At 34.0% G+C, this 12,707-nt stretch carries 14 protein-coding genes and 1 pseudogene; 5 read left to right on the top strand and 10 right to left on the bottom strand.

The window, feature by feature from the left end:
- Positions 1-38: 38 nt before the first annotated feature.
- The 4 genes from OGZ34_RS18545 to OGZ34_RS18530 all read left to right on the top strand — a co-directional run bounded on the left by OGZ34_RS18545 (position 39) and on the right by OGZ34_RS18530 (position 3,017).
- On the top strand, positions 39-1,532 hold the full coding sequence (locus tag OGZ34_RS18545; RefSeq protein ID WP_263361281.1) for a hypothetical protein: 1,494 nt from the start codon (positions 39-41) through the stop codon (positions 1,530-1,532).
- 107 nt (positions 1,533-1,639) lie between these two features.
- Positions 1,640-1,900 (top strand): hypothetical protein, encoded by a 261-nt coding sequence (locus OGZ34_RS18540; protein WP_263361280.1) that lies wholly within the window; start codon positions 1,640-1,642, stop codon positions 1,898-1,900.
- A 247-nt stretch (positions 1,901-2,147) separates the two neighbouring features.
- Positions 2,148-2,276 (top strand): hypothetical protein, encoded by a 129-nt coding sequence (locus tag OGZ34_RS18535; RefSeq protein WP_263361279.1) that lies wholly within the window; start codon positions 2,148-2,150, stop codon positions 2,274-2,276.
- Between the two features lie 552 nt (positions 2,277-2,828).
- Positions 2,829-3,017: a hypothetical protein gene (locus OGZ34_RS18530; RefSeq protein ID WP_263361278.1), complete on the top strand. Its 189-nt coding sequence runs from the start codon at positions 2,829-2,831 to the stop codon at positions 3,015-3,017.
- A 240-nt stretch (positions 3,018-3,257) separates the two neighbouring features.
- On the opposite strand, the gene OGZ34_RS18525 is transcribed toward OGZ34_RS18530, so the two are convergent.
- The 10 genes and pseudogenes from OGZ34_RS18525 to OGZ34_RS18480 form a co-directional block, all read right to left on the bottom strand.
- Positions 3,258-4,808: a hypothetical protein gene (locus OGZ34_RS18525; protein WP_263361277.1), complete on the bottom strand. Its 1,551-nt coding sequence runs from the start codon at positions 4,806-4,808 to the stop codon at positions 3,258-3,260.
- Positions 4,809-4,810: 2 nt separating this feature from the next.
- Positions 4,811-5,275, bottom strand: coding sequence for a hypothetical protein (locus OGZ34_RS18520; protein WP_263361276.1), 465 nt, complete (start codon positions 5,273-5,275; stop codon positions 4,811-4,813).
- Positions 5,276-6,376: 1,101 nt separating this feature from the next.
- On the bottom strand, positions 6,377-6,949 hold the full coding sequence (locus OGZ34_RS18515) for a hypothetical protein (protein ID WP_263361275.1): 573 nt from the start codon (positions 6,947-6,949) through the stop codon (positions 6,377-6,379).
- A 72-nt stretch (positions 6,950-7,021) separates the two neighbouring features.
- Positions 7,022-7,594 carry a Crp/Fnr family transcriptional regulator gene (locus OGZ34_RS18510; protein ID WP_263361274.1) on the bottom strand — a complete coding sequence of 191 codons (573 nt, stop codon included), beginning with the start codon at positions 7,592-7,594 and terminating at the stop codon, positions 7,022-7,024.
- Between the two features lie 173 nt (positions 7,595-7,767).
- Positions 7,768-8,304, bottom strand: a complete 537-nt coding sequence (locus tag OGZ34_RS18505; protein WP_263361273.1) for a metallophosphoesterase family protein — start codon at positions 8,302-8,304, stop codon at positions 7,768-7,770.
- 52 nt (positions 8,305-8,356) lie between these two features.
- The gene (gene arsB, locus OGZ34_RS18500) at positions 8,357-9,442 is read right to left on the bottom strand and encodes an ACR3 family arsenite efflux transporter (protein WP_263361272.1); all 1,086 of its coding nucleotides are present in this window, start codon (positions 9,440-9,442) and stop codon (positions 8,357-8,359) included.
- Between the two features lies 1 nt (position 9,443).
- A complete protein-coding gene (locus tag OGZ34_RS18495) occupies positions 9,444-10,058 on the bottom strand; it encodes an arsenate-mycothiol transferase ArsC (protein ID WP_263361271.1) in 615 nt (204 codons plus the stop codon).
- 42 nt (positions 10,059-10,100) lie between these two features.
- Positions 10,101-10,574 carry a DUF6428 family protein gene (locus tag OGZ34_RS18490; protein ID WP_263361270.1) on the bottom strand — a complete coding sequence of 158 codons (474 nt, stop codon included), beginning with the start codon at positions 10,572-10,574 and terminating at the stop codon, positions 10,101-10,103.
- 33 nt (positions 10,575-10,607) lie between these two features.
- A pseudogene (locus OGZ34_RS18485) lies at positions 10,608-11,114 on the bottom strand (N-acetyltransferase family protein).
- A complete protein-coding gene (locus tag OGZ34_RS18480) occupies positions 11,105-11,437 on the bottom strand; it encodes an ArsR/SmtB family transcription factor (protein WP_263361269.1) in 333 nt (110 codons plus the stop codon). The pseudogene OGZ34_RS18485 and the gene OGZ34_RS18480 overlap by 10 nt, the downstream one beginning before the upstream one ends.
- A gap of 418 nt (positions 11,438-11,855) precedes the next feature.
- On the opposite strand from OGZ34_RS18480, the gene OGZ34_RS18475 reads away from it, so the two are divergent.
- A complete protein-coding gene (locus OGZ34_RS18475; RefSeq protein WP_263361268.1) occupies positions 11,856-12,707 on the top strand; it encodes an alpha/beta fold hydrolase in 852 nt (283 codons plus the stop codon).

The following is a 12,707-nucleotide window of genomic DNA, read 5'->3' as shown; positions in this document are numbered from 1 at the left end:
AAATAAACAACAGGAAAAAATAAATAACACAAAAAATTATGATAAACAAACCTACTTTTCGAAATCATAAAACATTCTTAGTGCTTCTCTTTCTTCTTTTTGGATTTATAGTAAATGCACAAGTAGGAATAGGAACAATAACACCAAATTCCAGTTCAATACTAGACGTTACATCTACTACACAAGGATTACTTACTCCCAGAATGACAACTGTTCAAAGAAATGCGATAACAACTCCGGCTGACGGTCTTATAGTCTATGATACGGATCTAAAAGTTTTTTACTATTATTCAACAGGCAGTACTTCATGGTTGCCGATAAGTAGTGGAGTACCGGGAAGAATCAATTTTAAACGTATAAAATCTACAGATAATTTAACCACTCTTTTAGCTGATGAACTTGCCGCTGGAGGAGGTTCCAAGTATCTTTTGAATTCCAGTACATTATATGAAATTAACGGTGCCATATCTTTTAATTTCCCTATCGACTTAAACAATGCTTACTTACAAGGAGTGGATTCAAATCAAGATGTTATTATCAGAACATCAGGAAATATTTTTGAAGGTGCAAATGGAGGAACCATAAAAGGTCTAACCCTTCTTGCTTCAGCCGGAAACATATTTAACCTTAATGGAGCGGCGACTCAAAATTTAATATTTAGAGATTGCATAGTAGCTAATTCCAACTCTGTAGGAAGTATATCCGGCTTTGGCTTGGTCTTTTTTAGTATCATTCAGTTCTCAGGAAATACGAATGGAATAACATACAACAATATCACGCAATTATTACTTAGTAATTTGGGGTGGTTCAGCAACAATTCAGGGACTTATGAAAAACTAACCGGAACTTTTACTCTTGTGGAAAAGCAAGGAGGCTTTAGTCAGGTCAATGGTACTGCTATTGGATTTGATGTATCTTCAAATCCGATAATATCCGGAGATGGAGTCTTAGAATCAGTTGTTTTTACCGGCACCAACACAAGTGGATATGTAAAATCCTATACTGCCGGTACTTATACCGGATATAACTTTACCAATAGCTGGAGCGTACGGTCGGCCGGAATTCCTACCGAAACTGATGCCAATTCTGTAGCTGATTTCACTATGGATTATCCTGTTGGCTCAGGTGCTTCTACAAGCTTTAATACATCGAATCCAAGTAATATTGTTAAAGTGAACGGAAATTCAACATCTTATAATTTATTTAGATTTTCCTTAGATGCTCCAGCAAACAATAATAACAGATTGAGATATATGGGAAAAAAGAAGCGAATTTTTCAAGTTTCCGGCTCTATTTCCTTTCAAGTCTCTGCACTAGGTACTTACATCATCTATATTGCAAAGAATGGAACAGCTTTAACACAGTACAAAATTTACGGAAGAGGACTGGCGCTAAATGACATTGTTGTTCTTCCTTTAAATGCTTCAGTTGAATTATTAACAAATGATTATCTTGAAGTTTATGCTCAACGATTCACTGGAGGGATAACTGATGCCATAATTGTTCCTAATATGACATTAACTATTAAATAATTTTTCTTTTAATTAGATCATATTTTCATAATAATTTACTAGTGTACTATAGATGAATATGCAAACAAAAAGTAATAGATAAGTAGAGTTTTCTCCAATTCAATCTAATGAAAATCAAAGGAGATAAATGCTATGTTTGTCAAAAGAGATCGGCTTTTAATTGTAACATAAACATTGTTTCTGAGGGTGATTTTAAAGTAGATGATTATCCATTTACCTTATCGGTTATTAGGCCAGAAGAAAACGAAAGCCACTTAAAAATTGTTCCTAATGGATTTACATTAATTATTAAGCTGAATTTTGACTCAACAAATGACCAGAATCATTTTAATATGGAGGGGACAAGTTTTTATTTTTTGATGAGATAGATGAAAAAAATAATAGAAGTAAGTTCCAGCTCTTCATTGAAAATAATTTTACATATGCCAGGGATGAGGGGGCAGTCGCTAATCAAGTCGATCAGCAGACAATTTTCTGAACTTTAGGGCTTCACATACAAAGAGAAACAGATTACATTTTTAAAATCTTATTAGAAGAATGTAGGACAGGAAAAGAAGGATTAAGAACAGGTGAGACCTGATAAAATAGTTTAGTGTAAAATTTAAATTTTTAGCGATGACCAAAAAAGAAAGAAAGCTCTCGTTTGTTATGAGAGTAGAACAGTTAATAGATCCTTTACTTTTAAGACAGGAAGCGATTGATTCAAAAATCAGCCAAGGTAAAGTTTTGAGGCTTGAATATTAGTGTAATGAGGATTAAAAAAAGATGTTTTAACTGTCCAATAATACAATTATAAAATATAATGAATACCTTAAAATTCTTATCTTCTAATTTGTTTTCAGAATATTTTCGAAATTTTGAATAAACTTGTTTCAAATCCTGTTAACGTCTCTCTAAAGTTAATAAGCCTGAGAATCTAGAGCCTCGTAGTAAATAAGTATAAATATTACTTATAATATTCTTCGATAGTCTTGGGAAGAAAAATAGGGCTAAGTTATTTTCTTATTTTTTCAATACTCAAAGAATAACAATTGCCTTCGATCCCATTTGATATGTAAGTATCCAACCATCTTTTTGGATCTGCTTTTCCCATCCAGACCAATTTTTTCTCCATATCATTTGTTTGTTCAGAATATCGTCTATATCTATATTCAGCCAAAAGAAGGGAAAATTTGTGATCGTCCTTAAGATTTTTATTACGTCAATCTCTGATTTCTTCAGTTGTCAATTTATTCAATGAAGTTACGCTGTAATTATTTTTATAATTTATATGTATTTCATTTAAAAGACTATTCTATGTATCTCTTTCTGCTGGATAAACCTTTTTTAAATCTTCCGATTTACTATTTTTTTGGAGTAAACGAAGCTAATATCTCTTATGAAGCTACCTGCTTATTGAAAAGATTAATTCCAAAATCGCATTCGGAAGATCCTGCAGTTGTTGCAGTAACATTCATGTTATTTTCTATCTTTCCTTTATCATGAGTGTTTTTTGAACAGCAAAAAGAAAATAATATGAAACTAATGGAAGTAAGATTATGCGATTATTGATTTTATGTTTCATAATTATAAATTTGTTTTCTTAATTTAAAAAATAGCTTCTCCCTTTAATTTTGTCTCTGTCTTGATTTATTTGCTTAGAGTAAGGCTTTATACTTGAGTGCTCAATATTAATTCTTATTCTTGTTTCATAGCAAGTTTATTGCTGTTGGCTTTTAGTTAATATTAGGAGCGTGCTTGTATATCTAGATCTGTTAGCTGTTTAAGTTTTCTGAAATCTTCAGATGTCATCTTATCTTTAACAACGTATATTTTCTCATTGTGAGAAACTTTGAAATAGATTTCAAATTTATTGGTACTAAGAGTTTTGGGATTTTCCTTGGCAATCTGTAGTTTGAGCCATCTTAAAAATTCTTCGGGTTTGTCGTCTGAAAACAAATCAAGTTCTTCCTCTTTTTTCCATGAAATATTTAGAATAATAGTATTTCCTAGGGGATCTTTAGCACTGATTCTATAGACATATTTACAAAATAACATAGGGTCTATTACTGCATCGGATCCGTGTTTTAGAGGAAGATGGTACATAGTTACTTTGTCGTCAAATTCCAAGGCATTTTCTCCGGTTTGGTTTTTTAGATTTTCAACGGCTCTTAGTTCACCTTCATATTGCACATTGAGTAATAGAGGTTTGCTATCGTTACATTTTACGTAGCTTACCGTCCTGCGGACAAATGAAAGATCGTTTGCAGAGACAGGCTGATAACTATCGTCAAATAAGTTCTGGAAAGTGTAAACATTTTTCTCATCAGTTAAGTTTGACCCATTGAATTTAAGAGTTGCGTCTACAAATACATTTAATGAAATATCTGCATTTTGTCTCCCTTCCTGTGATACTACAATCTCATTAGGAGAAAATGAGAATCCTGCCTTCATTCTCTGTAGTTTGATAAGTCGTGCCTCATTCAAAGTTTCTGTATTTACATAGCCTATTTCACCTGTAACATTTGCGGAGGCGCCATTTTTTGAAGTTGTTGTAATATTGGATTTCTTCGAGCCGTTTAGATCTCCCGAATTATTAATCGTACCTATGGCATTTCCATCTTCATCATAAACTTTTTTTTCGTTGCTAGATTTTGAGTTCTTGCTGTTTTCTGAAGAAACAGTATTTGTATTATCAATGCTACTTCCTATTTGTCCAGTAGCAGTAAGTTTTGAATTAAAAGTAACTGTATTGCTTCGGGATAAATTGCCGAGGTCAACTTCTTCAAATTCGTTTTCTAATTTATCAATACTTTTGAAAGCGACCCTGTCTTCCCCTGACGGAATACTTATATAGGTGTTCAAATAAGCAAGCCGGGTATTGGGATGCGTGAATTTTTTATTTATAAAATACCTTTTTATGTTAGAAAATGCTAAGCGCACCTTGTATTCTGTGAATTCGGTTGGTAATTCTGTAGGGCCACTATCTTTCTTAGGATTAATTGGCTTTGACATTAAAGCAATTATTTTCTCGGGCTCCTTAGTTTTACTGCTTATTACTTTTAGTAAATGATGAGGTAGACTATCTTGCAGTTCCCATAGTTGTTTAGTTTTCTCTTCAGGCTGAGGGGAAACCTTATAAGTTAGTATCCCAACTCGTACATCAATTATGGGGCTATTTGTAGAGTCATTCCTAAATTGTTGATGATGAAGGTTACTGAAAATTGGTTTAGGGCCTTTACAACTTATAAAGAAGATTAGGCTGGCTATACTGATGAAGGAGGCTTTTGTTTTCATGGCTAAACAATTTTAAATAATTTATATTTACGACCTGAACCAGGCTTACAGCTACCAGGTTTCTCCCCTTGATATTCACCTTGCACATTTTCGAACAGAGTACTTCCGTTACAGTCTATGTAAGGGTTTTCTCCCACGCCGTAGTAGTATGAACCGTTGTTTAAAGTATAGATCTGTCCTATAACATGGGTGATATTGTCGGATTTTGTCCATAAAATGCTGCCAGTTGTAGGTTCTGATAATATTGCATACTTAAAGAAAGAATTGGCAACCTTATTAATATAGTTTGGATTATAGCCTTCAATTTCAGTAAGGAGAAGATTTATTGTTCCCTCTTTGCTAAGTGTAACTTCTCCTTTTACAGTTTTCTTTTGTAAAGATGCATGATGTTCGAACTTAATTGTTTTTTCTTGATTGCCAGACAAGTTTTTAAGCTCATCTACAGCATTAATAATTTTTTGTTTCATGGTTTAGGATGCTGTTTTTGAATTACTTACAAATTTCGGATTATTGCACATTTTAGCATACCGTATTTATACGGTATTATTAAGTAATTATAATTTAATGTGCTAAATTTCATTTATTATGAACAATGGGAAAAGGAGAATTATATTAGATCATATAGCATTACAGTTGGAGAAAGAAAAATGGTTGGCAATGGACATTATAAAGTATCAGAAAATATCTGATGAAATTTTAACTGTTGGAGATAAAAGGTTCATAATTGAGAGCAAAAACATATAGTGCTTGAGAACAGTGGTTTAATAAAGCCCCCGTTTAGAAATATAGAGGGATATGAGAATTTCCTAATTACTCATTATATACCTCAACAGAACCAGGTGGTAGCGATGATATTGAAAAAATAATTGTTTTAGTTGAGGGGAAAGCTGGTATTGGGTTTATAAGCAGAGCACTCTCAAGGCTTTATACGCACCTATGTCAATAATATCATTTTATGGGTTTTGATGAGTTCAGAGTAGAAAGCAATGCTTCACCCTTAGCCAAGTTAGTAATTGCAATTAGTGCATCTAAATGTCAAGTACCATTTAGTATTTTATTTGACAATGAAACCACTTGTATGATGAAAATGAAAAGATTAATGCGGATCAACTTGACAGAAAATATAAAAGTGCTTTTCTATTAATTTTTTTATATCAAATTGATTTTAGCTTTTCGATATGTCTTTACAGTTCAGAATATTTTTCAAAATGTTGTTTAATTATTTTATTTTTCTGCTTTCGGGTTTATTAATTTTTTTCCTATATATTTGAAAAAATTAAATGTTAAAACAGCGATCTGCCAACTTTAGTTTGGTTAAATATGCTAAGTCAAATAGTATACAAACTAGTTGCCCGATAATTCGAAAAGATTCCTAAGGCAAGATATGTACAATTTCATTTACAGTGATAATGAAGGATGCGAGAAAATAATAAATAGAATAAGCAGACAGTTTTCCGAATGTAAAGGCTACATCTATAAGTTTAAACAGATTAAATTATTGATGCTGAAGATTGTTTATGTTAAAAGTTGCTTAAATTTAGACTGAATTTGATAATCAGCTCAATAGATTAGCAGTATTTCACTTTGTTTCTAATACAATTCCATAAATTTCTGCATTCAGAAATATTCAGCAATATATGTAGTAATGCAATTATAACTGCACCTGGTATAAGGTTGATTACAACTGTATGAAATAATTCATAATTTTGATATTCAGTAATACGCGGTATTATAATTATGCCATTATTTACATATTTTAATTTCAGTGATAAAAATACTGCGATCGATGCAAAATGAAATCCGTTGACAAAAAGATGAAGGATATATTCCCAGTGGGGAAGTCCACCCATAAATTCTCTGCTGTCTTTTTCAATATATGCATCTACGGCAAGTACTAAAAGATCTAGAATTACAAGTATTAAACCAATAATAAAACTGACCTCGCAGTCCTGCTTCAAGAATAAAAAATATAAAATAAAAGGAAAGAATACTGCCCTTAAGGTATGCATAAGATGCTCTGTTTTACTTTCAGGGTGATTGTGAAGTTTATATTTGAAAATATGAAGATAAAATCCATCATATACTGCAAGAATAGAAAAAAGGATAAGTAAAACTGTGGTAATGATAATTGCTATTTCCATTTATTTTGAATTTAATTGAAAGTAAAAATAATGGAAGTACCATAATGTTTGAAAGGACAAATGTCCTCGAATTTATTGAGAGATTTCTTTTCTAATCCTGCTGAGTGTTCTGCGTGTTATCCCAAGATAACTTGCAATATCATTTACTGAAGCCTTGCCTATAACTGCAGGCTGTTCTTTAAGCATACGCAGGTATTTTTCTTTTGTGGTTTCGTTGCAAAGAACACTGGCATATTGCTCCATCACGAGGTACTGTCTCTCAGCAATTGTTCTACCAATATTCTGCCAGAGAGGACTTTGCTTGTAGAGATTCTGCAGATCCTTGTAACTAATTGTTATTAGCTCAGTATCTTCGACAGATTGGATGGAAAGTTCCGAAGGCTGCTGCGAAATAAAGCTCTTGTAGGAAGCTGTCAAATTATTTTCTGCGCAGAAGCAGGAAGTTACTTTTTCGGATTTTTCATTTATATGGTAAGTTCTGAGCAGCCCTTTTTTAATAAAAGCAGCTTCATGTGAGATTTTACCAATTTGAGCAAAATAACTGTTTTTAGGTAAAGTTATTGTTTTAAAAAACTGACCGTAATTTTCAAATTCCTCCTCGCTGAGAGGCACGATGCTCTTTAAAAAAAAATTAAAACTTTCCATAGTAGATTTTATTTCAATACATTAGTATGCCTTTCTAAGCATAAACGCGTAAACGTTAGGAAGAGGGCTTTCTTCAATAGCGCGGGCTGTTTTTTCAATAGCGTACGGTACTCTTATGAATTCTACTTTTATACCGTCTTTTTTTGAAAGATTACTGCTTTTTTCAATGGTTATCACTGCATAACAGCAGTCTGGATTTTTATCCTTTGGTTTTCCAACTGAACCTGCATTAATGGCATGAAAATAACTGCTTTTTTATTAGGATTTTCCAATATGCGATGATAAGGTAAATGAGAATGTCCGCAGATAAGCATGTCTGTATCGGAATTAAGAAAGATATCGGTAAAATCTTTCTCATTTTTATCCTCAAGTAGATATTCCTTGTTGCTGTACGGACTGCCATGAACCATCAAAATCTTTATAAGTTTGTTAGCTGTCTGATATTCAAGTTTAATATGGGCAGGAAGAGCAGAAAGATATTTTATCTGCTCTTTGCCTACAATCTGATATGCGTAGCTTTCAATGTCATTCGAACCGTCATTGTGTATCTCGACAGCTTTGACATCGTGATTTCCTGCAAGGGTAGCAATATGCTTTTTACGGATCTCATTGATCACGGCATTGGGGCATAAATTGTAGCCTACTAAATCTCCTAAGCAGTAAACAGCATCAATATTCTGCTCTTCAATACTTTTTAAAGTCTGCTCCAATGCGGGGAAGTTCGCATGTATATCCGATATTATTGCAATTCTCATATTTCTTCTAAGTAGTTTCTGCAGATACCTGTTTTGTGAAATACTTCTTTCTGAACCAGAATGCAAGGTTAACCAATGCTATAAGAGCAGGGACCTCTACCAAAGGCCCTATAACACCAGCAAAAGCCTGGCCGCTGTTTATTCCAAACACGCCGATTGCCACAGCAATGGCAAGTTCAAAATTATTCCCGGTTGCTGTAAACGCAATAGAGGTCGCTTTTGAATAGTCTGCCCCAAAATATTTTCCAGTGAAAAAACTGATGATAAACATTAAAGTAAAATAAATCACTAGCGGTATTGCAATACGAACAACGTCCATAGGGATCTGAACAATAAGTTCCCCTTTCAGGCTGAACATTACAATAATTGTAAAGAGTAATGAAATAAGTGTAATTGGGGAGATAAACGGCACGTACTTATTCTCAAACCATTCAGAACCTTTTAAAGCTATCAAAGTATAACGGCTTATGATTCCCAGAGCAAATGGAATACCTAGATAGATACCCACACTCTCGGCAATCTGTGCAATGCTGATATTGACTTCAAAACCATCATATCCAAAATAGGGAGGTAGAATGGTTATAAAAATGTATGCATATACGCTATAAAGCAGCACCTGAAAAATACTGTTAAGAGCGATAAGTCCTGCTGCATATTCACGGTTTCCGTCTGCCAGATCGTTCCATACCACAACCATTGCAATACAACGTGCCAGACCGATCAGGATCACTCCAATCATGTATTCAGGATATCCGTTCAAAAACAGGAGCGCTAATAAAAACATTAAGACAGGGCCTACAATCCAATTCAGGAATAAAGAGGCACCTAAGACTTTTGTGTTTTTGAAAACCTGTCCCATCTGTTCGTATTTTACTTTTGCCAGAGGCGGATACATCATCAGGATAAGTCCTATTGCCAATGGAATGTTTGTTGTTCCGCTGGAGAAAGAATTAATGAAATCTCCGCTGGAAGGAATAAAGTATCCTATTGCCACGCCTATAGCCATAGCAAGGAAAATCCACAGGGTTAAGAAGCGGTCAAGGAAGCTTAATTTTTTACGTCCGACGACTGGTGCACAGTTATTTGCTGACATTTTATTTTTTTATTTGTGAGAATACGAAAAACATTTCAGTTCCTATTTGAAGGCTGCGCTCCAGATAAGTTTCTTTTTGATGAGGCGTTCCGTCAGATATTTTAGGGTCTTCAAAGGTAATCGGGATTCTTTTCTCCGCGCCCGCTATAAATGGACATCCGCCGTCAGCCTGTGAACAGGTCATTATTGCGGCAAATCCGCTTTCAGGATTGAAATCATCATCATATGTCTTAGAAAAACCGATAACAGGAAGTTCATTTGCTGAATATTTTATGGAATAAACCGGGTTTGAACCCTCTGACAGAGTTTTGATTGTAAACCCTGAATTCTGTAAAGTTTCAGCAGCCATAGGGAACAAGGCTGTAGCCTCAGTTCCTCCTGAATAGCATGAAACGTTTTTGATGTCATAATAGGCAGATGCAGTCTGCGCCCAAACCTGCGAGAGGTGGCTTCTTCTGGAATTGTGTGTGCAGATTAGGTTTAGTCTGGTTTCCAGCTTACTGTCCACTTTAGTCTGAATGAAGTCAATTAAGGGCTGTAACACGACTTTGCGCTCTTCGGAGATCTGCTTAAAATCAAATGATTTAATGGTATTCTCAATTTCTGGATATAACATAGTTTTTTGGCTCTAAAGGTTTATTAATTATCTGTTTAATGATTAGCAGCATCCTCCGTCTGGAGTCCATGAATTAGCATTGTCAGTATTTAACTGAGATAATTTTACTTTAGGCTTATCAGATGGAATACCGCACTGCTCCTGAGCAAGGCAGGCTGTCTGTTTGTTGAGTAAAGTGAAGTTTCTGCCATTAAAGTCTAAATCATATTTACCGATAGTAGTGTTCTGGTATTCCACTTCAATTTCATTGTCTTCAATTCCCAATACTTTTTCTGAAAGCTCAATGATGTGGATCAGTTTCTGCGGTTTAAGCCTGTGCTCGTAGTCATTGGCATCCCAAAGTTGAAAATTTACAACAGTTTCATTTCTAACTGTTCCTCCGCAGTCAATGAAGTTTTTGGTAATTAAACCTACTTCAGTTACATGAAAATATTCTGGTACAAATGTGCCGTCCGGCAGTTCAAAATTTACAGCTTCCAATGTTTTAGGCACTTCTTTAATTTCTGAAAGTTTCATGATTTTTTATATTTAGTTAAACTATATTTTTTATTAAATAATAACGGAGCTTCTTCTTTCAAGAAGCGCAGTATCTCTCCAGATACCATTTTGTTTTCCGATTTTTTCCCTTGTTCCAAGTATCCTGAAACCTGCTTTTTCATGGATGCGAAGACTTACTGTATTCTCAGGAAAGATCCCTGTCTGAAGCGTCCAGATTCCTTCTGCTTCACTCTGTCGGACAAGTTCATTTAAAAGGGTAAGCCCGATTCTTTTTCCCGAATGTGCAGGATCAACATATACGCTTACTTCTGCAACTCCTGCATACACACAGCGGGAAGAAACAGGGGTAAGGGCAGCCCATCCAATCACCTTGCCATCTTCCTGCATTGTAATTCTGCAGGATGCCACATGTGAATTGTCCCAGTCTTCCTATGAAGGGGCGCTGGTCTGGAAAGTGGCATTGCCGGTATCTATTCCTTTTTGGTGAATTATTTTTACCTGACCCCAGTGTTTGGCTGAAAGTTTTCTGATTTCCATATTTTTATAGATTAACAGCATTCGTTTCTCTTCTTTGCCAAATGATCTGATATATGCTCAAAGAAACCTTTTATCTTTTCGAGTCCAGGTTGGTTGATACAGTAGCAGAATGAATTTCCTTTGATGCTTCCTTTAATCAGTCCTGCATTTTTCAATTCTTTCAAATGCTGTGAAACGGTCGGCTGTGAAAGAGGAAGTTCGTTTACAATATCTCTGCAGATGCAGGCATCCACTTTTAATAGATATTCCATAATAGCAATACGCGCAGGATGGCCTAATGCTTTGGCTAAAACAGCCAGCTCATTCTGGCTTTCTGTAAAGTGATCTATTTTTGTTGCTCCCATCGTATTATATTTATATTGCAATATTACGATATTAATTTTGAAATATTACGATAATTTATTTGAAGAATAAATAAAAGTCATTTTGAACTATAAAACTGTTAGAAGAATAAATAAAATCGATAATTAAAAAAATGTAGCTTAGTTTTTGATTGCAAATCTTTAGATAGTTTCCATTGGCATCCTGTATGGCTGGAAGTGCAGTTTTAAAAACAAGGGTAACATCGATAAAGGGTGTGCTTGTAACAGTTAGGTTTTCTGGTACTGAACAAGGAATGAGTGTTAAAGTTGTCAGCCTTTTTGAGAGCAGAAAGTAGAAGATGAGTAATTTGGTAATAATAAAGCAGTAATTTTTTTAAAATTTTTGTAACATTTTAAATAGTCTGGGATCTAAAAGGCGAACCATTTAAAAATAAACAAAATGAAAAAAATTAAATCTTTTATTATTGTATTTTTATTAACAGTTGTTACTGTAAATACTTTTGGGCAAAATAAATCGTACCCATTTGAAGTGAAAATTAGCGGACAAGGAAAACAATCTATAATTTTCATACCTGGTTTTACATGTTCGGGGGAAGTTTGGAATGAAACAAAGTCTGTGTATGAAAAAGACTTTACTTGCTATACTTTGACAATGGCAGGTTTTGCAGAAGTTAAACCGCAACCGAATGCTTCTTTTAAAAATTGGGAAGATGGAATTGTAAATTTCATCAAGGACAACAAAATTAAAAAACCAATTCTTATCGGTCACAGTATGGGTGGTGGTTTAACTCTAGCTATTGCTTCAGATTATCCTAAACTAATCAAGAAAATAATTGTAGTAGATGCAGTACCTTGCATGGGAGCATTTGGAAATCCTGCTTTTAAAAGTCTGGAGAATCCGGATAATTCAGAGAAAATAAATAGTATTCTTTCTGCAACAGATGAACAATTTCGAACAATGCAAAAAAACAGCATTTATGGACTTGTTACCAATAAATCAAAACAAGAACTAGTATTGAGCTGGGCACTAAAATCTGATAGAAAAACACTTGCTGAAATGTTTTGGGATTATGCTAATATTGATTTGAGAGAGAAATTAAAAAACATTACCTGTCCTTCGTTGATTTTATTGAACTCTTATTACAGTAAATCAAAATCAGTTATGGAGGAGCAATTTAAAAATTTAAAAAACGTAAATTTACAATATGCTGGTAAAGGCTCCCATTTTATAATGTATGATGATACAGAATGGTATTTAAGTCAATTAAATAATTTTATACCTAAAAAATAA

Origin of the sequence: Flavobacterium collinsii, assembly GCF_946903285.1 — a bacterium.
In the GTDB taxonomy this organism is placed as follows: domain Bacteria; phylum Bacteroidota; class Bacteroidia; order Flavobacteriales; family Flavobacteriaceae; genus Flavobacterium; species Flavobacterium collinsii.
Note: the sequence above shows the minus strand (reverse complement) of the source record. Positions and strands in the feature narration are given on the sequence as shown.

Excerpts from the sequence above, each read along its gene's own strand:
- OGZ34_RS18545 (WP_263361281.1), top strand. The coding sequence starts at position 39 with ATGATAAACAAACCTACTTTTCGAAATCATAAAACATTCTTAGTGCTT.
- OGZ34_RS18540 (WP_263361280.1), top strand. The coding sequence starts at position 1,640 with ATGAAAATCAAAGGAGATAAATGCTATGTTTGTCAAAAGAGATCGGCT.
- OGZ34_RS18535 (WP_263361279.1), top strand. The coding sequence starts at position 2,148 with ATGACCAAAAAAGAAAGAAAGCTCTCGTTTGTTATGAGAGTAGAACAG.
- OGZ34_RS18530 (WP_263361278.1), top strand. The coding sequence starts at position 2,829 with ATGTATCTCTTTCTGCTGGATAAACCTTTTTTAAATCTTCCGATTTAC.
- OGZ34_RS18525 (WP_263361277.1), bottom strand. The coding sequence starts at position 4,808 with ATGAAAACAAAAGCCTCCTTCATCAGTATAGCCAGCCTAATCTTCTTT.
- OGZ34_RS18520 (WP_263361276.1), bottom strand. The coding sequence starts at position 5,275 with ATGAAACAAAAAATTATTAATGCTGTAGATGAGCTTAAAAACTTGTCT.
- OGZ34_RS18515 (WP_263361275.1), bottom strand. The coding sequence starts at position 6,949 with ATGGAAATAGCAATTATCATTACCACAGTTTTACTTATCCTTTTTTCT.
- OGZ34_RS18510 (WP_263361274.1), bottom strand. The coding sequence starts at position 7,594 with ATGGAAAGTTTTAATTTTTTTTTAAAGAGCATCGTGCCTCTCAGCGAG.
- arsB (WP_263361272.1), bottom strand. The coding sequence starts at position 9,442 with ATGTCAGCAAATAACTGTGCACCAGTCGTCGGACGTAAAAAATTAAGC.
- OGZ34_RS18495 (WP_263361271.1), bottom strand. The coding sequence starts at position 10,058 with ATGTTATATCCAGAAATTGAGAATACCATTAAATCATTTGATTTTAAG.
- OGZ34_RS18490 (WP_263361270.1), bottom strand. The coding sequence starts at position 10,574 with ATGAAACTTTCAGAAATTAAAGAAGTGCCTAAAACATTGGAAGCTGTA.
- OGZ34_RS18480 (WP_263361269.1), bottom strand. The coding sequence starts at position 11,437 with ATGGGAGCAACAAAAATAGATCACTTTACAGAAAGCCAGAATGAGCTG.
- OGZ34_RS18475 (WP_263361268.1), top strand. The coding sequence starts at position 11,856 with ATGAAAAAAATTAAATCTTTTATTATTGTATTTTTATTAACAGTTGTT.